This is a genomic window from Rhizobium sp. S163 (assembly GCF_030380805.1).
GTDB lineage: Bacteria > Pseudomonadota > Alphaproteobacteria > Rhizobiales > Rhizobiaceae > Rhizobium.
In genome coordinates, this window is sequence record NZ_JAUDSA010000018.1 from 220,448 (window position 1) to 238,162 (window position 17,715).

Annotated in this window: 21 protein-coding genes; 10 read left to right on the forward strand and 11 right to left on the reverse strand. The window is 62.2% G+C overall.

The features are described from left to right. Positions 1-56 precede the first annotated feature (56 nt). Complete coding sequence (locus QTL96_RS16590; protein WP_289729135.1) at positions 57-1,859, forward strand: hypothetical protein; 1,803 nt, start codon at positions 57-59, stop codon at positions 1,857-1,859. A gap of 23 nt (positions 1,860-1,882) precedes the next feature. Here the strand turns inward: QTL96_RS16590 and QTL96_RS16595 are convergent, their stop codons facing one another. Continuing rightward, positions 1,883-2,119 carry a hypothetical protein gene (locus QTL96_RS16595; protein WP_289728461.1) on the reverse strand — a complete coding sequence of 79 codons (237 nt, stop codon included), beginning with the start codon at positions 2,117-2,119 and terminating at the stop codon, positions 1,883-1,885. A gap of 99 nt (positions 2,120-2,218) precedes the next feature. Next, on the reverse strand, positions 2,219-2,482 hold the full coding sequence (locus QTL96_RS16600) for a hypothetical protein (protein ID WP_289728462.1): 264 nt from the start codon (positions 2,480-2,482) through the stop codon (positions 2,219-2,221). Between the two features lie 219 nt (positions 2,483-2,701). Between QTL96_RS16600 and xseA the strand changes: the two genes are divergently transcribed. Both xseA and QTL96_RS16610 read left to right on the forward strand, forming a co-directional pair. After that, entirely contained in the window at positions 2,702-4,306 is a 1,605-nt protein-coding gene (gene xseA, locus QTL96_RS16605; RefSeq protein ID WP_289728463.1) for an exodeoxyribonuclease VII large subunit, read from the forward strand. A 188-nt stretch (positions 4,307-4,494) separates the two neighbouring features. Continuing rightward, a complete protein-coding gene (locus QTL96_RS16610) occupies positions 4,495-4,848 on the forward strand; it encodes a hypothetical protein (protein WP_289728464.1) in 354 nt (117 codons plus the stop codon). 21 nt (positions 4,849-4,869) lie between these two features. On the opposite strand, the gene QTL96_RS16615 is transcribed toward QTL96_RS16610, so the two are convergent. Further along, positions 4,870-5,352 (reverse strand): MarR family transcriptional regulator, encoded by a 483-nt coding sequence (locus QTL96_RS16615; RefSeq protein ID WP_289728465.1) that lies wholly within the window; start codon positions 5,350-5,352, stop codon positions 4,870-4,872. Positions 5,353-5,449: 97 nt separating this feature from the next. Between QTL96_RS16615 and QTL96_RS16620 the strand changes: the two genes are divergently transcribed. Continuing rightward, positions 5,450-6,370, forward strand: a complete 921-nt coding sequence (locus QTL96_RS16620) for an EamA family transporter (RefSeq protein ID WP_289728466.1) — start codon at positions 5,450-5,452, stop codon at positions 6,368-6,370. On the opposite strand, the gene QTL96_RS16625 is transcribed toward QTL96_RS16620, so the two are convergent. Continuing rightward, a complete protein-coding gene (locus tag QTL96_RS16625; RefSeq protein ID WP_289728467.1) occupies positions 6,345-7,598 on the reverse strand; it encodes an aminopeptidase in 1,254 nt (417 codons plus the stop codon). The genes QTL96_RS16620 and QTL96_RS16625 overlap by 26 nt on opposite strands. 139 nt (positions 7,599-7,737) lie before the next feature. Between QTL96_RS16625 and QTL96_RS16630 the strand changes: the two genes are divergently transcribed. Beyond that, positions 7,738-8,556 (forward strand): hypothetical protein, encoded by an 819-nt coding sequence (locus QTL96_RS16630; RefSeq protein WP_289728468.1) that lies wholly within the window; start codon positions 7,738-7,740, stop codon positions 8,554-8,556. A gap of 13 nt (positions 8,557-8,569) precedes the next feature. Here the strand turns inward: QTL96_RS16630 and ybaK are convergent, their stop codons facing one another. From ybaK to QTL96_RS16650, 4 genes are read right to left on the reverse strand one after another with little or no spacing between them, the layout of a single operon-like run. Next, positions 8,570-9,043 (reverse strand): Cys-tRNA(Pro) deacylase, encoded by a 474-nt coding sequence (gene ybaK / locus QTL96_RS16635; protein ID WP_289728469.1) that lies wholly within the window; start codon positions 9,041-9,043, stop codon positions 8,570-8,572. A 4-nt stretch (positions 9,044-9,047) separates the two neighbouring features. Further along, positions 9,048-9,398: an ArsC family reductase gene (locus tag QTL96_RS16640; protein WP_289728470.1), complete on the reverse strand. Its 351-nt coding sequence runs from the start codon at positions 9,396-9,398 to the stop codon at positions 9,048-9,050. A gap of 42 nt (positions 9,399-9,440) precedes the next feature. Next, positions 9,441-10,520 carry a succinylglutamate desuccinylase/aspartoacylase family protein gene (locus tag QTL96_RS16645; protein WP_354669140.1) on the reverse strand — a complete coding sequence of 360 codons (1,080 nt, stop codon included), beginning with the start codon at positions 10,518-10,520 and terminating at the stop codon, positions 9,441-9,443. Positions 10,521-10,564: 44 nt separating this feature from the next. After that, positions 10,565-11,182 carry a 2'-5' RNA ligase family protein gene (locus QTL96_RS16650; RefSeq protein WP_289728472.1) on the reverse strand — a complete coding sequence of 206 codons (618 nt, stop codon included), beginning with the start codon at positions 11,180-11,182 and terminating at the stop codon, positions 10,565-10,567. A gap of 123 nt (positions 11,183-11,305) precedes the next feature. Between QTL96_RS16650 and QTL96_RS16655 the strand changes: the two genes are divergently transcribed. Together QTL96_RS16655 and QTL96_RS16660 are read left to right on the forward strand one after the other, a co-directional pair. After that, entirely contained in the window at positions 11,306-12,535 is a 1,230-nt protein-coding gene (locus tag QTL96_RS16655; protein ID WP_289728473.1) for a glycosyltransferase, read from the forward strand. Between the two features lie 109 nt (positions 12,536-12,644). After that, positions 12,645-13,205, forward strand: a complete 561-nt coding sequence (locus QTL96_RS16660; RefSeq protein WP_289728474.1) for a methylated-DNA--[protein]-cysteine S-methyltransferase — start codon at positions 12,645-12,647, stop codon at positions 13,203-13,205. Between the two features lie 2 nt (positions 13,206-13,207). On the opposite strand, the gene QTL96_RS16665 is transcribed toward QTL96_RS16660, so the two are convergent. Both QTL96_RS16665 and QTL96_RS16670 read right to left on the reverse strand, forming a co-directional pair. Further along, complete coding sequence (locus QTL96_RS16665; RefSeq protein ID WP_289728475.1) at positions 13,208-13,597, reverse strand: type II toxin-antitoxin system VapC family toxin; 390 nt, start codon at positions 13,595-13,597, stop codon at positions 13,208-13,210. After that, complete coding sequence (locus tag QTL96_RS16670; protein ID WP_289728476.1) at positions 13,594-13,884, reverse strand: AbrB/MazE/SpoVT family DNA-binding domain-containing protein; 291 nt, start codon at positions 13,882-13,884, stop codon at positions 13,594-13,596. The genes QTL96_RS16665 and QTL96_RS16670 overlap by 4 nt, the downstream gene beginning before the upstream one ends. A 260-nt stretch (positions 13,885-14,144) precedes the next feature. Here QTL96_RS16670 and QTL96_RS16675 point away from each other — a divergent pair, with 260 nt between their 5' ends. The 3 genes from QTL96_RS16675 to QTL96_RS16685 all read left to right on the forward strand — a co-directional run bounded on the left by QTL96_RS16675 (position 14,145) and on the right by QTL96_RS16685 (position 16,012). Beyond that, entirely contained in the window at positions 14,145-15,152 is a 1,008-nt protein-coding gene (locus tag QTL96_RS16675; protein ID WP_289728477.1) for a hypothetical protein, read from the forward strand. Positions 15,153-15,382: 230 nt separating this feature from the next. Further along, positions 15,383-15,808 carry a hypothetical protein gene (locus tag QTL96_RS16680; protein ID WP_289728478.1) on the forward strand — a complete coding sequence of 142 codons (426 nt, stop codon included), beginning with the start codon at positions 15,383-15,385 and terminating at the stop codon, positions 15,806-15,808. Positions 15,809-15,814: 6 nt separating this feature from the next. Continuing rightward, entirely contained in the window at positions 15,815-16,012 is a 198-nt protein-coding gene (locus QTL96_RS16685; protein ID WP_289728479.1) for a hypothetical protein, read from the forward strand. A 73-nt stretch (positions 16,013-16,085) separates the two neighbouring features. Here QTL96_RS16685 and guaA read toward each other — a convergent pair whose 3' ends face one another. Continuing rightward, positions 16,086-17,648 (reverse strand): glutamine-hydrolyzing GMP synthase, encoded by a 1,563-nt coding sequence (guaA, locus tag QTL96_RS16690; RefSeq protein WP_065692491.1) that lies wholly within the window; start codon positions 17,646-17,648, stop codon positions 16,086-16,088. Positions 17,649-17,715 lie beyond the last annotated feature (67 nt).

Here is a 17,715-nt window from a genome sequence, read left to right on the forward strand (position 1 = left end):
ATGACGAGATCTGCTTCATGGCGACTGTTGCCCCGATGACTGGCGAACCAACATCCATGTCCCTCCGCGAAAAGCTGCAGCGGCAGGCGATGCGCCTCTGGCCTTCCGTTTTCTTCTATAGCGTGCTGCTGATAATCGCGATCGTCGCGCTTCGCCTGCCGAATGCCAAGGACTATGTCGGCGCCGACAATGACGATGTCATGCGCCTCGTCGAGGTTCGCGATTTCCTGAACGGACAGGGCTGGTTCGATCTCATGCAGTATCGCATGGGGCTGGGCAACGGCACGCTGATGCACTGGTCGCGGGTGATCGACCTTCCGATCGCCACGCTGATCAAGTTCTTCTCGCTCTTCCTGCCTGAGCAGCGCGCAGAAGCCGCGGCATTGCTCGTCTGGCCGCTCTCGCTCGTCATTCCTAGCCTCTGGGGCATGGGGCTTGCCGGCCGGCGCGTCGGCGGCGTGTTCGGCATGCATATCGCGCTGGGGTTCACCGTCTTCCTGCTGCTTGCCAGCAACCGCTTCCTGCCCGGCTCCATCGATCATCACAATGTCCAGTTTGCCCTTGTGGCGATCATGACGGCGATGCTGCTCGATGAGGATCACAGGCCGCTGAGCTACGCGATCGCTGGATTTTCAGCCGCGCTGGCAATTGCGATCGGCGCCGAGACCACGCCCTTCGTCGCCGGCGTCTGCCTTGTCGTTTCGCTGGCCTGGGCCTGGGAGGGTAAGCCCTTCGCGCCCGCCGCCAAGGCATTTGGCCTGACGCTCGCTCTGTCGATCAGCCTGTTCTTCTTCGGCACGGTGCCGCCGAGGCTTTATCCGACTGTGACCTGCGACAACCTCTCGCTCGGCTATTACAGCCTGGCGACCATCGGCGGCGGTCTGCTCCTGTTTGCCGCCGCTTTTGCCAGCGGCCTCGGCCGCGGCTTGCGCTTCGTGGTCCTTGCGGGCGTGGGGGCCGGCGTGCTCGCCTCGGCGCTCATCATCGCCCCGCAATGCCTGCGCAATCCGCTTGCCGATCTAGACCCGATGCTGATCGACCTCTGGCTCAACAATGTCCAGGAAGCGCAATCAATCCTGGGCGCGATGCATCAGGATCCCTACACGCTCGGCTTCTTCTACGCGACGGGCCTGTTCGGCATCGCCGTCTGCATCTTCCGGCTTTTCCATGCCGATCGTGTTCGTATCCATCTCATCCTGCTGTGCCTGCTCGGCATCAGCTTCGGGATCTCGCTTGTCCAGGTTCGCGGCTCGACCTTCGCCAACCAACTGGCTGTCTTCCCGCTGGCACTGCTGATCATCGACATGCGCCGCGTCTCAAATGCCGACAGCGAAAATGGCGCCGCCGCGCTGAGCTATATCCTGACCGTGCTTCTGAGCGTTGCCTCGGTCTGGGGGCTGGTCGGCGGCTTCATCGGCTCGCGTCTGGACAACACCCAGGCCGAATTGGCAGAGGCCAAGGAGAAGCTCACCTGCGCCTCGCCTGAGGTTGTCGCGCCGCTGGCGTCGATCCCGCCCGGGCTCGTCTCCGCACCCTCCGACATGGGCGTCCATATCCTGCGCTTCACGCAGAACCGTATTCTTTCCGCACCCTACCACCGCAACCAGGGCGGCATGCTTACCGAGTTGCATATCGGTCTCGCGACACCCTCGGATGCGGAAGCCTTCATCCGCGGCACCGGCGTGACGACGCTCGCCTTCTGCCCCGATTTCGCGCAGACCCGCGAGATCGCCAAGATGAAGCCGGATGGCCTCTATTCGCAGCTGGAAAAGGGTAACGTGCCGTCATACCTGCAGCCGCTGCCGAAGCAGGAGGGCTCGCCGGTGCAGTTCTTCCGCTACGTGCCCAGCGGATCGTGACTATCGGTGGATCGTGACGGAAGTTAAACGAGGCGCGTTTTCTTGCGGGCGCGCCCGATCAGGTGCAGTCCTGCGAGGCAGGCGAGCAGGCTGATATTGTAAAAGACGATGGCGACGGCGAGATCGATGATCGAGGTCGGTCCGAAAAGCGCCGCACAGATATAGCTTCCGCAGATGAGCAAGCCCACGAGAACCATGGAAAAGATATTGCGCATCGGCGCGGTGGCGATGCCAATTGCTGTTGCGGTCAGAGCAATCATCAGGGTCTCCCGAATCACCTCACTATACGTCCGCTGGCTTTGACGAACAATTAACGCATCGGCAACATTCGCGGTTCCTTATGTATCACCACTCGACATTCAGACGAGACCGATGAGGCCGCTTGCCGTGGTGCCCGATGCGCGAACGCGCGACACCCGCAGCGGCAAGAGCGCGCCATCGGCCACGCCCGCGAAGGTCAGCAATGCGCCCGATGCCATCTCCACCGCAAGGCTGCCGCCGATGCCGACATAGAGCGCGCGCGTGGTTTCCGGCAGCGCCAGCGTGTCGTCGGGCGTGATCGGAAAGCCGGTGCTGGCCGGGCCTGTGAGCGAGGGCGTGTGGGATGCGAAGCGATCGGACATGGGGAGCTCCTTGGTTTCCTGCCGCAATGATGGTGCCATCATGCAAAACGGGGAAAATCGCGAGCGGCGTTGAGGTGCGGTACGGCCATGCGAGTCAATTAAGTTATTGAAAAGGCGAAATTGTTTTCATCGAAATGGCGCATCGAACAGCGCCGACGAACAAAAAACCTCCCCGCGCACGGGGCTGCCTTTACACGCTTCTTCAGCTAGAACAGCGCCATGAGCAGCTTTTTCGACAATGATTCGCCCAGCAATCTCACCGAATATTCGGTGTCGGAACTGTCGGGTTCGATCAAGCGGACCGTCGAGACGGCCTTCGACCAGGTGCGCGTGCGCGGCGAAATCTCCGGCTATCGCGGCCCGCACTCGTCGGGACACGCCTATTTCTCGCTGAAGGACGATCGCGCCCGCATTGACGCCGTGGTCTGGAAGACGAGCTTTTCGCGCCTCAAAGTCCGCCCCGAAGAGGGAATGGAAGTGATCGCAACAGGCAAGATCACCACTTTCCCGGGCTCCTCCAAATACCAGATCGTCATCGAGACGCTGGAGCCGGCCGGCGCCGGCGCGCTGATGGCGCTGATCGAGGAGCGCAAGCGCAAGCTTGGCGCCGAGGGTCTGTTCGATCCCGCCCGCAAGCGGCCGCTGCCCTTCATGCCCCGGGTGATCGGTGTGGTAACCTCGCCGACAGGCGCCGTCATCCGCGATATCCTCCACCGCATCTCCGATCGCTTCCCCGTGCATGTCGTCGTCTGGCCGGTTAAGGTGCAGGGCGAGGGATCGGGCGAGGAGGTGGCGAACGCCATTCGCGGCTTCAACGCTTTCGAGCCCAATGGTCCGACACCGCGTCCCGACGTGCTGATCGTCGCGCGCGGCGGCGGTAGCCTCGAGGATCTCTGGAGCTTCAACGACGAGATCGTGGTGCGCGCCGCTGCCGAAAGCCGGATCCCGCTGATCTCGGCTGTCGGCCACGAAACCGACTGGACGCTGATCGACTATGCCGCCGACGTCCGCGCCCCGACGCCGACGGGCGCCGCCGAAATGGCCGTGCCGGTCAAGGCGGAACTTGAGGCGCAGCTCTCGGGTCTTTCCGCCCGCCTGCAGGGCAGCACGCTGCGGCAGATGGATCAGCGCCGGCAGCAGGTGCGGGCACTGATGCGCGCACTGCCCTCGCTCGACCAGCTCCTGGCTTTGCCGCGCCGCCGCTTCGACGAGGCCGCATCGGGCCTTGGCCGTGGCCTCGAGCTCAACACCTTGAACAAGCGCCGCAGCTTCGAGCGGACGGCGGCGCATCTGCGCCCCGACATGCTGTCGAACCGGATCGCCGAGCGCCGCCAGATGCTGGCCGAGCGCATGACGCGGGCCGAGCGCACCGTCGAGCGGCTGGTCGACCGCTCGAAATCGCGCATCGGCCGCGCCGACGCAGCACTCGCCTCGCTGCCATCGCGGCTGAAGAGCCAGACATCGCGCATGCGCGACCGCCTCGCCAATCTCTCGCGCAGCGCCGATACGGCGGTGCGCCACCAATTGGTGCGGGCGCGCGGTGAGCTCTCGGCGCAGGAGCGCATGCTGCAATCGCTCTCCTACAAGAACGTGCTGAAGCGCGGCTATGCCGTCATTCGCGACGAGGACAACCGGCCGGTCTCCGAGGCGGCGATGTTGTCGGCGGGCTCCGGCATCTCGATCGAATTCTCCGATGGCCGCATCGGGGCGATCACCACCGAGGGCGGAGAGCCGCCGGCCGGCGCCAGAAAGCGCGGCAGCAAAACCTCGGAGCCCAAGGCAACTGATCCCACAGCGCCGCCGAAGCAGGGCAGCCTGTTCTGATCCCGCGAGGCTTCTTCGCGGGTCGCGCGGGGCGATCACCAAATCGTGGCCGCGCGCCATTTCTCGGCGTTTAAAAATTGCCGCAAAATGCTTATCTGGATACTGAAGCGACCACCTTTCGGTGCGTCGCGCGTTTGATATGGCCCGCCCGTCGCGGCCGCTCTGATATTTGGGACTGGAGAAATACCTTGAAAAGAATGTTGCCCGCTCTTCTGATGGTTGGCGCCCTTGCCGGCGCGCTCTCCGGCGCTTTGCCTGCCGCGCCGGCGCTGGCGGGCCAGTCGAAAGTGTCCGAGTTTATTTTCGGCAAAGCTTACAACGACAGCGTCACCGCCATCCGCATCACCTCGCTCTCCCAGCGCGAACAATCCCTGCCGCTCTCGCTGCGCCACCCCATGCCATCAGGCATCCGCGAGGCGCAGGCAACCGTCAGCGCCGACAGCCATCTGATGCAGGCGATCGCCGATCGCGGCATCGCGCTGAAGAATGTCATCCAGGTGCAGCGGGCGCTCAACGGCGGCCACGTGATCTACTACCGCTGATCACCAAGAGAGAGCGGCGTTTTATTCGAACGCCGCCAGAAACTTCCGAAGCAGCGCATCGAGCGCTGCCTTCTCGTCGTGATCGAGCGTCTCCGTCAGCCGCTGCTGGTTGGCGACATGCGCGCCGACAGCTTCGTTGACGAGGCCTAGCCCCTTGCCGGTCAGCGCGATCAGGACGCTGCGCCGGTCATGCGGATTGACCACGCGCTCGACCAGGCCTGATTTTTCCAGCTGGTCGATGCGGTTGGTCATCGTGCCGGAACTCACCATCGTCATTTCAAGCAGATCGCCCGGCGACATCTGGTAAGGCGCGCCGCATCGGCGCAGCGTCGCCAGCACGTCGAAGGAAGACGACGACAGGCCATGGCTCTGCAGCACCTGCTCCACCTCGCGCCCGAGATGGGTCGCCAGCCGCTTCATGCGCCCGAGCAGGCCCATCGCCTGGGTGTCGAGATCAGGCCGCTCGCGGGCCCATTGCTGCAATATCCTGTCGACGCGGTCCATCGGCTCACTCCATGCTGATTGAGCTCTATCGCAATATGTCTTGACGTCAAGATAAATCGGCGTAAGCTTATTTTATCTTGAGGTAGAGATACTTGATATGAAGAAAAACACGACATACGCCGCCGATGTGTTGGCCACCGCGCTCGCTCCCGCCATCTGGGGCAGCACCTATTTCGTCACCACCTCCTATCTTCCGCACGGCTATCCGCTGACCGTTGCCATGCTCCGCGCCTTGCCCGCCGGGCTGTTGTTGCTCGCGGTCGTCCGCAGGCTGCCTCAGGGCATCTGGTGGTTTCGCGCCTTCGCGCTCGGCGCGCTGAACTTCTCGTTCTTCTGGGCAATGCTCTTTGTTTCGGCCTATCGGCTGCCCGGCGGCGTCGCCGCGACCGTCGGCGCCATCCAGCCGCTGATCGTCATCGTGCTCGCGCGCCTCGTGCTTGGCCGGCCGATCAAGGCGCTGGCGGTCGCAGCCGGCCTTGTCGGCATGGCGGGTGTGGGGCTGCTGGTGCTGACGCCGGGCGCGGCACTGGATCCGATCGGGGTTCTTGCGGGTCTTGCCGGCGCCGTTTCCATGGCCTGCGGCACGGTGCTTACCCGCCGCTGGACGCCACCCGTATCAAGCCTCACCTTCACCGCCTGGCAGCTGGCGGCGGGCGGCTTGCTGCTGGTGCCGATGGCGCTGATCGCCGAGCCAGCTCTGCCGTCGCCAACGCTCGAAAACGTGCTCGGCATGGCCTGGCTCGGCCTGATCGGCGCCGCGCTGACATATATTCTGTGGTTTCGCGGTCTCGCCCGCATCGAGCCGTCGGCGGCATCCTCACTGGGCTTCTTGAGCCCCGTCGTCGCCACTCTCCTCGGTTGGCTGGCGCTCGGCCAGGTGCTGACGCCCGCCCAGCTTTGCGGTTTCGCAATGGTGCTGGCGAGCGTCTGGTTCAGTCAGCGGGTCCCGATGCCCGCCAGGTCGAATGCCAGATCGGCTGTCGAGCCGGCCGTTACGCCCACTCGCCCTGCCGCATGACGGGAACCTTCGAGCCATCGGCCCTGATGCCGTCGATATTGACCTTGTCGGAGCCGATCATCCAGTCGATGTGGATCAGGCTGGAATTGCCGCCCTGCGCCTTGATCTGCTCCTGGCTGAGGCTGGCGCCATCGAGGAAGCACTTGGAATAGCACTGGCCAAGCGCGATGTGGCACGAGGCGTTCTCGTCGAACAGCGTGTTGTAAAACAGGATGCCGCTGGCCGAGATCGGCGAGGAATGCGGCACCAGCGCCACTTCGCCGAGCCGGCGCGCGCCTTCGTCCGTATCGAGCACCTTGTTCAGCACCTCTTCGCCGCGCGACGCCTTCGCTTCGACGATCCTGCCGCCCTCGAACTTCACGCGGATATTGTCGATCAGCGTACCCTGGTGAGACAGCGGCTTGGTGCTCGACACATACCCTTCGACGCGCAGCGCGTGCGGCGTCGTGAACACTTCTTCGGTCGGGATATTCGGGTTGCAGGTGATGCCGTTCTTGGCGGTGGAGGCGCCGCCGTGCCACTCGTGGCCATCGGCAAGCCCCACCGTCAAATCCGTGCCCGGGCCGGTGAAGTGCAGCGCCGAGAACCGCTCGCCATTCAGCCAGCTGGAGCGCTTCCTGAGATTGGCATTATGCTCCGCCCAGGCCGCGATCGGGTCCTCGACGTCGACGCGCGAGGCGGCGAAGATCGCCTTGGCGAGCTTCGCGACCGCGATCGGCTCGGGATCGTTGGGAAACACCAGCTTGGCCCAGGCCGGGTTCGGATAGGAGACGATGTTCCAGTTGATGTCGAAGTTGGAGATCTTCTCGAGCGCCGGCTTGTAGGCCGTCGACATCGCCCGGTTGGCGCGGCCGACCTTGGCGGGGTCCTGCTCGGAGAGCATCATCGGATTGTCGCCGGCAACCGCAAGCCGCGCCGCTCCGTTCGCATAGGCCTTCGCCATACCCTCGTAGAGCCAGCTAGACGCCCGGTCGAAGCTGGCATCATTGGCATATTGATAGCGCGCCAGCGTCGATTCCTCGTCGGAATAGAACGCGCTGACCAGGCCGGCGCCCGCCATATAGGCATGCTTGGTGATCTGCCGCACCAGCGGCAGCGCCACGACAGGCGCGGTGATCACGAGATCCTGGCCGCTCTGCAGCTGCAGCCCGACCTTGACGGCGACTTCGGCGAGCTTGTCGAGCTTGATGGGGTCCACGGCGTTATCGCCCTGCGGCATGTAGTTCATGATCGATCACCTTCTGAAACGAACGGACAGGGCATCAGACTTAGACCCCTTTGCGGCGAAATTGAAGCTTGCGACCCTTGCCAATTTCAACCGTGCATATTCAGATGTCCAACGGGGATATCGGGCAAGCGGGGATCGGATGAGACAGCTGATGGGGATACTGGCCGCGGCGGGGCTCTCCCTGCCGGCAGCGGCAGTCGCTGGCGAGCTCGGCATGACCATGTTCGGCCACAAGGTCGAGATCGTGAAGCAGGATGACGAGCTTGCCTTGACGGTCGATGGCCGCAGGCTGCTGGCCAATGCCTATCTGATGATCGAGGAAATGGCGGTCGTCGGCAACGTCCCGGTTGCCATCGGCTCCTCGTCCAATGGCGGCAATGCCTGCCCGGGCGATCGCTTCGTGCTGTCCTTCTCACCGGGCGCCGTTCCGCGTCTCGACGGGCAGCCGGACGATTGCGTCGGGCTGGAAGTCGAAAACAAGGGCGATCACCTGCTGTTTTCCTCACAGCCGATCCCCGGCCGCGCCGGCGTGCAATGGTCATGGACTGCGCCCGACGGCTTCAAACCATCGGCCGACGTCGCCTTCACCCCCGATGCCGCAACGGGCTGGGACACGCTGCGCGATCACAAGGCCGCGCATCCGGCGGAGCTCTTCTCCAACGCGGCGGTGGCAAAGGAAATCTACGCTCTTCTGGGTGCCGACAAGGAACAGTATGAGCGCAGCATCACCGGCGTCGGCAGCGGCAGTTTCGATGGCGACGTCTTCACCGGCATGGCCTGCACGCCGCATATGTGCACGGAAGAGGAGGCGATCCTCGTTGCTGATATCGACAGCCGCGCCGTCTATCTGGCCTGGAAGCCTTTCAATAAGAAGATCATCGTTCGCCCGCCGGTCAAGCAGTGGCCGGACAAGGCGCGGGCGGCGCTGAAGGACTGGGCCGCCAAATGGAAGGGTTGAGGCCGGAACTCGCTCACGCCACCAGCGCAGCCGCCGTCGCCTTCAACACGTCAAGCGCATCCTTCGGGGCAAGCCGCAGCTGCAATCCGCGTTGCCCGCCATTCATGTAGACGAGGGTCTCGCTCATCGCCGCTTCCTCGATCGCCGTCGGAACCAGTTTCTTCTGGCCGAAAGGGCTGATGCCGCCCACATGATAGCCGGTCAGGCGCTCGGCATCCGCCGGCTTCATCATGTTGGCCGACTTGCCCTTGAAGGCGGCGGCGAGCTTTTTCATGCTGACCTCGCGGTCGGAGGGAACGACGACGCAGACAGCTTTGCCGTCCACCTCGGCCATCAGCGTCTTCAAAACGCGGTGCGGCTCCTCGCCGATCGCTTCGGCGGCCTGCAGCCCGATGCGCTCGGCGTTCGGATCGTACTCATAGGTGTGGACGGTGAAGGCCACCTTGGCCTTTTCCAGAACCTGCGTTGCCCGCGTCGTCTTCGACATTTGATCAGCCCTTGAAGAACCCGCCATAGATCTCCGGCTTGAAGCCGACCAGAAGCTTGCCGTCGGCCTCGACGACCGGCCGCTTGATCATCGACGGCTGCTCCAGCATCAGCGCGATCGCCTTCTCGCGATCGAGGTTTTCGCGGGCGTCATCCGGCAGCTTGCGGAAGGTCGTGCCGGCGCGGTTGAGCACCGTTTCCCAGCCCGCTTCCTGCGTCCACTTCTCCAGATGCGCCCGGTCGATGCCTGATGCCTTGTAGTCGTGGAAATCATAGACGACGTCGTGCTCTTCCAGCCAGGTGCGGGCCTTCTTCATCGTGTCGCAGTTCTTGATGCCATAGATGGTGACGGTCATTCGGTTCTTCCCAATCGGTTCGCAGCCCCAATGCGAGGACGCTCAGTTTTCCAGCGCGCCCGGCTTGCGCACAACCTTGCTGGCCGCCCCGCAGGCAATTTTCATCAGGTCGGCGCGGCGGCGCACCAGGCGCGACGAGGTGCGGGTGACGATCAGCCCGGCCTGCGGCGCGCGCACTTCGATTGCGCCATCGGCCATACCCGGCCGGGTGAGGATGGTCGCCAAGAGATCGCCTTCCTTGATCTCCTCGCCGATGTTGCGATGGAACAGGACAGTGCCGGCTTCAGGCGCGCGGATCATCTCGATATTGTCGAGCGGCACGGCAGGGCCGGCGAAGGGCGCAAGCGTGACCTGATGGGCGATGGCGCCGCGCGCGGCGAGGAAGTTGAACAGCCCCTCGGCATCCTTCTTCGCCATGTCGGGATAGACGTCGCGCATGCCGCGAAGCTCGACGGTGACCGAAAGCTTGCCCGGCAGCCGCGTCTTCTTCTCCTGCGTTTCGTGCTTCCAGGCATAGCCGACCGCCTCTTCGAAGGCCGAGCTTTCGCCATCCGACAGGAGCACCGCTTCCATGTCGAGGGCTGCGGCGAGATCGGCCGCCTCCGGCCAGAAGGCCTCGTCGATATAGGCATATTGCAGCGATTCATCGTCGCAATGCAGGTCGATCACCAGGTCGGCTTCGAGCGCCATATGCATCAGCTGCCGCTTCAGCCGGTCGACGGCGTTGTAGCGATCAAGCTCGGCCACCAGCCCGTCGCGATCCTTGACCGAGATCAGCGGGAACTCGCGGTTGAAATTGGTGCGCGTCCCAAGATCGAACCGGCCCTGCAGCTCGCCAAAATGCGATTGCGCCGCACCAACAGGATTGGCGTGCGGGATGATCGTGATATCGCTCAGGATCTCGCCGGCGCTTTCGGCCGCGCGCAGCTTTTCGCAGAGAAAATGCACCAGCGCCGTGCCCGGCAGCTCGTTGGCATGCAGCGCCGCCTGGATATAGATCTTCGGCGCCTTCGGGTCGCTACCCTTGAAGCGCAGCACCGGCAGCCGCCACTCCATTCCCGCCGTATCGCCTGAAATGATGATCTCGGACCTATCCATCTTTGTCTCCGCTGCTGCTGTCATTGCTGCAGCAGCTTTAAGCGCGTTCCGATACATGAGGCAAGCGGTCAGCCGCGTTCGCGAAGCGGCCAACTCGCGATAGGCTCGTAAGCCGGCTCACCCGGCCGCTTGTGCAGGAGCACGAACTCCCGCGCGGGCATGATGACAGGCGCGGCAAGCACAGTCTTTGCCACCGTCTCGTCAGCATAAAACAGCGTCGCATGCGGCTGGAAATCGGCTTTCACATGCGGGTCGCAGCCGATCGCATGCATCTCGATACCGATCTGGATATGCAGCTGTCGCAGAAGTTCCCGACCGCCATTGCCTGAGAGGACGATGGCGTTGCGCGACGCGGTTCTGAATGTCGCGACATGGTCGAAGCTGAGATCGAAGCGGCAGGCATCGACCGCCGACGCCGCCTGGCAAGCCGCGAAGATCATCTCGTCCTTGATCTTCTCGGCGCTGGCGACGCCGTAGAGCGAAATGTGCAGCCGCTCGGGCGCCATGGGTGAGAGAAGCCCGTCGTGCTCCCTCTGCAGGCGTGCTTGTATCTCCAGGCAGGCCTGGCGCGCGTCGGGATCCGGCAGGATCGCGAAAAACAGGGTTTCTTTGCCAAATCTTGACGATTTCGGGTGCATCGTGCGGCTTGCGAAATCGAAGGACGATTGCGTGTTCTGTTCGTGCATGACCAACCACCGGAGCATCCGCCCCGCCTCTGTCTATCCAGGGAACGCAGGGATGGTAGCAGGTGAATTGAGGAAAGCAAGAACAAAAGAAGAACATTTGAGATCGATGCCGGGAGACTGTACATGCGTATCCTGATGGCCTGCGCGGCCTTTCCGCCCTTCATCGATGGCGGCGGCCCGATTTCGGCCATGATGGTCGCCAAGCTCTTGATCGCCGCAGGCCACGACCTCGAAGTCGTCAACGTCTCGGGCGAGGACAGGCACGAGGTCTATGACGGCGTGCCCGTGCATCGCCTGACGACGCTGAATATCGACTGGAATTACCGCCTGCCGCGGCCGGGCTGGAAGAAGCTGATCTGGCATGCGCTGGAGAATTTCAATCCGCGCGCCTATCTGGTGATGCGCCGCGAAATCCGCCGTTTCAAGCCGGATATTGTGCTGACCGACAGCATCGAAAACATCAATGTCGCCACCTGGGCGGCCGCCAAGCGTTCAGGCGTGCCGGTCTGCCACATCCTGCGCAGCGCCTTTTTGCTCTGCTGGAAGGCCAGCATGCGGCGTGGCGACGACAATTGCGTGCGCGCCTGTTCCTCCTGCCAGGTCTCATCCTACGGCAAGAAATTCTTCTCGCGCTATGTCGATGCGGTGGTCGGCGAGACCGATTTCATCATCGGCCGCCACACCGAGCATGATTATTTCCCCAATGCCAGCACCCAACGCGTGCCCGGCGCCGTTCCGCCGATTGCTCGCAGCGAACCGCGCAAAGCGCCGGAAGGGCCGATGCGCTTCGGCTTCATCGGCGTGCATGATCCGGTGAAGGGCCTCGATACGCTGGCCAGCGCCGCCCACCGGCTGGTCAACGACCAGAACGTCCGCTTCGTCATCGCCGGCAGTGCCAAGAGCGATTATTCGAAGTCGCTGCCGCAGAAATTTCCCTGCGAGAATACGAAGTTCCTCGGCTGGACCAAGCCTGAGGATTTCTTCCCTCAGATCGACGTTCTCGTCGTGCCCTCGCTCTTCCGCGAACCTTTCGGCCGCGTGGTGATCGAAGCCTTCGCGCAGGGCGTCCCCGTCATCGGTGCCCGCTCCGGCGGCATCCCGGAATCGATCGATCCGGGCAAGGACGGCTATCTCTTCGATCCCGGCGACGACAAGGCGCTCGCCGCCGAGATCGCCTCCATGGCGGCAAAACCAGAGGCTATTCCGGCGCTGTCGCGCGCAGCCCTTGACGCCGCACGTCGCTACGAGCCGCAAAAGATCGCCGCCGGTTTCGACGCCGTCTTCGCCAAGCTCCGCCCGGATCTCGCAAAGCCGGCGCAGGAAGACGCCGAGCCCCGCCAGGCACACGGCTGACTGCAAATTCGCGACGCGCAAGAAACGGGTTGAATTCTTGGCCGGCAGGTACGATTTTTGGGTGAGGCCGATCCTATGGCCGAAGCTCCAGTATTGGGAGGCGAGACCCATGGCCCAACAAGCACAGCATTATGCCATCTTCGAAACCGCGGGCGGCTTCTGCGGCATCGCATGGAACGCCGTCGGCATCACCCGCTTCCAGCTGCCGACATCAAGCGCTGATGGAACCGAACGCCTGCTGCTCCGCCGCGTCCCCGATGCCCAGCCGGCATCCCCGACGCCTGACATCGCCCAAGCCATCGCCGCCGTGAAACGCTATTTCGCCGGCGAACCGATCGACTTCTCCGATCTCGCGCTCGAGCTCGCCGGCCAGGACGATTTCTTCCGCGACATCTACGCCGCCGCCCGCCGCCTGCGCTGGGGCGAAACGACCACCTACGGCGCGCTCGCCAAAGAGCTCGGCCACGGCCCCGAAGCCGCCCGCGACGTCGGCCAGGCCATGGCCAAGAACCCCGTCGCGCTGATCATCCCCTGCCACCGCGTTCTCGCCGCCGGCAACAAGATCGGCGGCTTCTCGGCCCCCGGCGGCTCGGTGTCGAAGGCGCGCATGCTGGAACTGGAGGGCGTGAAGCTCGCGCCGCCGAAGCCGGTGCAGCAGTCGTTGTTTTGAGGTCAGGGGTCGCGGACGAACGGGTGACCTGCGGCATGAGCCGCCTTGATGAACTTGCGATCGAACGTGACCAAGGCATCGCAGTGCTGGACGCGAAGCAGATGCAGCGCATCCGCAAAATCCATGCCTTTTTCAACGAGATCGAATGCGGTGGCCACCAAGTCTGCGTCTTCGATCGTCACACTCGGCATGCCCGCGAAGATGCGCAGCGAATTCACGATGTCAGTTCGAGAAAAACCGAAGGTCGTCCTGAGAACCCAGCCCAGTTCCATCACGACCGTGGCGGCAACGAAAACGCTTTGTGTATCGATAATTTCACGAGCCCGAAGCGCTTGCTCAGGATGGTCGCCTGTTATGTACCGTACGATAAGGTTCGTATCGACGGCGATCATGTTTCCGGATCGCGACTACGCGCGTAGCGAGCCCGCGCTTCGGCCGCCACACCCGCGTCCATCTCTTCAAGCGCCTTGGGCTCGCCCTTGTATGCCAGGATGCCGAATGCGGAGCCCTGCGGCGTCGGCGCAAACGCAGGCGCCTGCTTGAGCAGGACGCCATCCGGCGTTTCCTCGACGATCAGACGCGTACCGGCTTCCCAATCGCGCCGTTGGCGGATTGCCTTGGGGAGAATGACCTGCCCCTTGGTTGAGACGGTCGTGATCAGGGTTTCGCTCTGCGCCATGGCTTGAATTCCAGAGGTAAGATGGATGTAGGATAGCCGCGGCCAAACGGTTTCTCAAGCGACGTCGTAATTACGCGCTTCACCGATGCAATCCGGCTTCCTGACGTGAGGCTATGAAGTAGGCGACAGACGCCATGTTGTCGCACATCGGTTTCCAGTTCTTCAGCGGTTAGAGATTTTGCATTTTCTAGATTTGTCACACACGAAACTAGCTACCTTCGTTCGCCTCTTCGTAATAATATGAAAGACGGAGGTGAATCATGACCAATGTGGATGACATAAATTGGCGGATTCAGAGAATATCTCCTAGTGATGCTGCCAAAATGCTCAATATCGTGTCGATGAACGGTCACATTGACAAGCCGTCGCTTCAATCCTTTGAAAAGGATATGCGGGAGGGGCGGTGGGTGTTGAACGGGGCGCCGATTATACTCGGAGCAGACGCTTCTGTACTCGATGGGAGAGCGAGGCTACATGCTTGCGTTCGCTCGGAAAATGCCTTCGAGACGCTTGTGGTGAGCGGAATCACGAAAGATGCTTTCGAGACAATAGATTCGATAAGGAAGCGAACGCTCGCTGATGTACTTTCTATACGCAAGGAGCTCCACGGTCGGTCTCTTGGAGCCGCGTTGAGGATTCTTTGGAGCTATGAATCGCGCGTTACCCCTGGCAAGGCGAAAACGCCTGGAATAACCGCGCTTCTTGCCATTCTTGAGCAGCGCCCAGAGATCCGAGAGAGCGTACTGCCGGCCTTGCGAGCGATACCCATTCTGCCGCACGGCTGCGGCATTGCGCTACATCACCTCGCCGCCCGTATTAATTTAGAAAAGGCTGATCGGTTCTTCGCGGAACTTGGGGAGCCAGTATCGTCTGAGCCAAATCATCCAGTCAATCAACTTCGAAATGCTTTGCTTGGGCTCCGAGGCCAAGGTGGAGTGCGGAAGCAGACCTACATTCTGGCAATTGCCATCAAGGCATGGAACGCATTTTTTCATGGGCGGAGAATAAAGCAGCTTCGCTTTGGAGCTGAGCGTGAAACATTTCCGCGCTTGGATGCGGATTCGGGTTGGGGTCCATTAGGAGATTCAGTTCATTCCTCGAATCTGTCGTCCATCAAGGAACGCCAATTTAGTTTGAACGTGAGATCTGTAATGGTCACGCCGGAAATGGCTGAAACCCTGTTAGCTTCGCGAGGGCCAAACAGACATGTCTCCGCTCCGGTCATCAACAAATATGCTCGGGACATGCTCGCCGGACGCTGGCTTTAAACGGTCAAACGATCAAAATAAGCGAGGAAGGTCGCCTGCTCGACGGGCAGCATAGGCTCGAGGCCGCAAAGAAAGCGCAAGTTTCATTCCCATCTCTTATCGTTGAGGGGCTTTCAGAGGACACCTTTGCCTCCTTGGACATCGGGAGAAAACGGGCGGTCAGTGACATTTTGCGGGAAAGAGGGGAAAGCAACACGACAAGTCTCGCGTCTGCTCTCAGGTGGCTTTGGATGATAGACAATGGCGTTGTGTTGTCTGCCAATTCCGCGCCTACCAATGGCGAATTGCTTGAGATGCTTGAGCAAAATCCTGAGATTAGAGGCAGCTTGAAACATGTCGCATCGATGCGTGATATGATGGGTGGCGGTATAGCCGCAGCGCTTCACCAAACCTTCTCTCGAAAAGACGTCGTTAAGGCAAATGAGTTTTTCGCTCGTCTAGTCGATGGCGTTCAACTCACCGAACAAAGTCCCATCAGGCACTTGAGAGAAAGGCTTATCCGCACGCGTGCCTCACACCGATTGCGTCTTGCTGAAGCCGAACGCGTCGCTATCAGCGTGAAGGCTTGGAATGCATATCGCGAGTCTCGTCCGATGCATCTGCTGGTCTGGCGCAACCGTGGAGCCGGACGCGAACCCCTCCCTGCAGTGATGTGAGGCTCCATGTCAAAAAAGAACGCGCACCAAAATACCCGCCTCGACGAGGAGAAACTGGCGTTCCTCTGCAGCGTGGCAGGAGCCATGAAAACCGACCGTTCCGACGTTACCCGAAAGATGATCGACTTCTTGCAGCGGCTGGGAGTTGAAAAGGCGGTGGACTTTCTAAAGAACGGCGGGAAATCTGGTCCATCCTCATCGTAACCAAACAAAAATGCCGCCAGGCGCATCACGCCGGCGGCATCGTTATCAGCAAGAGGCAATTAGCCCCTGAGCATCACTCCCACTCGATCGTGCCCGGCGGCTTGCTCGTCACGTCATAGACCACGCGGTTGATCCCGCGGACTTCGTTGATGATGCGGGTGGCGGCGCGGCCGAGGAATTCCATGTCGTAGTGGTAGAAATCCGCCGTCATGCCGTCGACGGAGGTCACGGCGCGCAGAGCGCAGACGAATTCGTAGGTGCGGCCGTCGCCCATGACGCCGACGGTCTGGACGGGGAGCAGCACGGCGAAGGCCTGCCAGATCGCGTCGTAGAGACCGGCCTTGCGGATTTCGTCGAGATAGATGGCGTCGGCTTCGCGCAGGATCTCCAGCTTTTCGCGGGTGATGCCGCCGGGGCAGCGGATGGCGAGGCCGGGGCCGGGGAAGGGGTGGCGGCCGATGAAGCTATCGGGCAGGCCGAGCTCCTTGCCGAGCACGCGCACTTCGTCCTTGAAGAGCTCGCGCAGCGGCTCGACGAGCTGCATGTTCATGCGTTCGGGCAGGCCGCCGACATTGTGGTGCGACTTGATCGTCACCGACGGGCCGCCGGTGAAGGAAACGCTTTCGATCACGTCGGGATAGAGCGTGCCCTGGCCGAGGAAGTCCGCGCCGCCGAGCTTCTTGGCCTCTTCCTCGAAGGTCTCGATGAAGAGACGGCCGATAATCTTGCGCTTGGTCTCGGGATCGGAAACGCCTTCGAGCTCGCCGATGAACTTGTCGGCCGCATCGACGTGGATCAGGTGCAGATTGTAGTGTTCGCGGAACATGGCGACCACATTCGCCGCCTCGTCCTTCCGCATCAGGCCGTGGTCGACGAGCACGCAGGTGAGCTTGTCGCCGATCGCCTCGTGGATCAGGAGGGCGGCCACCGAGCTGTCGACGCCGCCGGAGAGCGCGCAGAGCACGCGCTTGTCGCCGACCTGCTTGCGGATTTCCTCGACCGCCTTCTGGCGGTAGGCAGACATCGACCAGTCGCCCTTGATGCCGGCGATGTTGTGAATGAAGTTGCCGATCAGCTTGGCGCCATCGGGCGTGTGGACCACCTCGGGGTGGAACTGCACGCCGTAATACTTGCGCTTCTCGTCGGCGATGAAGGCATAGGGTGCGTTCGGCGAGGTCGCGACGACCTTAAAACCTTCCGGAAGGGCGGTGACGCGGTCGCCATGGCTCATCCAGACCTGGTGGCGCGAGCCTTTCGACCAGAGGCCTTCGAACAATTCGCTGTCTTCGTCGACTTCGAGGAAGGCGCGGCCGAATTCGCGGTGATGGCCGCTCTCGACCTTGCCGCCGAGCTGCATGCACATCGTCTGCTGGCCGTAGCAGATGCCGAAAACGGGAAGGCCGCTGTCGAAGATGATCTGGGGGGCGCGGGGCGAACCCTCGTCGACCGTCGAGGCCGGGCTGCCGGACAGGATCACGGCTTTCGGCTTCAGGCTCTTGAAGCCTTCTTCGGCGGACTGGAAGGGAACGATCTCGCAGTAGACGCCCGCTTCGCGCACGCGGCGCGCGATCAGCTGGGTTACCTGGCTGCCGAAATCGACGATGAGAACGCTGTCGGGATGTGCTGTCTGGGTCATGGCGAGCCTTTAATGAAAAGCACCCGGTCTTGCAATGCGGGAAATCCGCCGCCGCGGGATTTTATTG

Bases quoted from the DNA above. Each gene is read 5' to 3' on its own strand.
- QTL96_RS16685 (WP_289728479.1), top strand. From the start codon at position 15,815: ATGTCAAAAAAGAACGCGCACCAAAATACCCGCCTCGACGAGGAGAAA.
- QTL96_RS16650 (WP_289728472.1), bottom strand. From the start codon at position 11,182: ATGCACGAACAGAACACGCAATCGTCCTTCGATTTCGCAAGCCGCACG.
- QTL96_RS16655 (WP_289728473.1), top strand. From the start codon at position 11,306: ATGCGTATCCTGATGGCCTGCGCGGCCTTTCCGCCCTTCATCGATGGC.
- guaA (WP_065692491.1), bottom strand. From the start codon at position 17,648: ATGACCCAGACAGCACATCCCGACAGCGTTCTCATCGTCGATTTCGGC.
- QTL96_RS16665 (WP_289728475.1), bottom strand. From the start codon at position 13,597: ATGATCGCCGTCGATACGAACCTTATCGTACGGTACATAACAGGCGAC.
- QTL96_RS16620 (WP_289728466.1), top strand. From the start codon at position 5,450: ATGAAGAAAAACACGACATACGCCGCCGATGTGTTGGCCACCGCGCTC.
- QTL96_RS16625 (WP_289728467.1), bottom strand. From the start codon at position 7,598: ATGAACTACATGCCGCAGGGCGATAACGCCGTGGACCCCATCAAGCTC.
- QTL96_RS16645 (WP_354669140.1), bottom strand. From the start codon at position 10,520: ATGACAGCAGCAGCGGAGACAAAGATGGATAGGTCCGAGATCATCATT.
- QTL96_RS16595 (WP_289728461.1), bottom strand. From the start codon at position 2,119: ATGATTGCTCTGACCGCAACAGCAATTGGCATCGCCACCGCGCCGATG.
- QTL96_RS16680 (WP_289728478.1), top strand. From the start codon at position 15,383: ATGATAGACAATGGCGTTGTGTTGTCTGCCAATTCCGCGCCTACCAAT.
- QTL96_RS16670 (WP_289728476.1), bottom strand. From the start codon at position 13,884: ATGGCGCAGAGCGAAACCCTGATCACGACCGTCTCAACCAAGGGGCAG.
- ybaK (WP_289728469.1), bottom strand. From the start codon at position 9,043: ATGTCGAAGACGACGCGGGCAACGCAGGTTCTGGAAAAGGCCAAGGTG.
- QTL96_RS16615 (WP_289728465.1), bottom strand. From the start codon at position 5,352: ATGGACCGCGTCGACAGGATATTGCAGCAATGGGCCCGCGAGCGGCCT.
- xseA (WP_289728463.1), top strand. From the start codon at position 2,702: ATGAGCAGCTTTTTCGACAATGATTCGCCCAGCAATCTCACCGAATAT.
- QTL96_RS16640 (WP_289728470.1), bottom strand. From the start codon at position 9,398: ATGACCGTCACCATCTATGGCATCAAGAACTGCGACACGATGAAGAAG.
- QTL96_RS16590 (WP_289729135.1), top strand. From the start codon at position 57: ATGTCCCTCCGCGAAAAGCTGCAGCGGCAGGCGATGCGCCTCTGGCCT.
- QTL96_RS16600 (WP_289728462.1), bottom strand. From the start codon at position 2,482: ATGTCCGATCGCTTCGCATCCCACACGCCCTCGCTCACAGGCCCGGCC.
- QTL96_RS16660 (WP_289728474.1), top strand. From the start codon at position 12,645: ATGGCCCAACAAGCACAGCATTATGCCATCTTCGAAACCGCGGGCGGC.
- QTL96_RS16675 (WP_289728477.1), top strand. From the start codon at position 14,145: ATGACCAATGTGGATGACATAAATTGGCGGATTCAGAGAATATCTCCT.
- QTL96_RS16630 (WP_289728468.1), top strand. From the start codon at position 7,738: ATGAGACAGCTGATGGGGATACTGGCCGCGGCGGGGCTCTCCCTGCCG.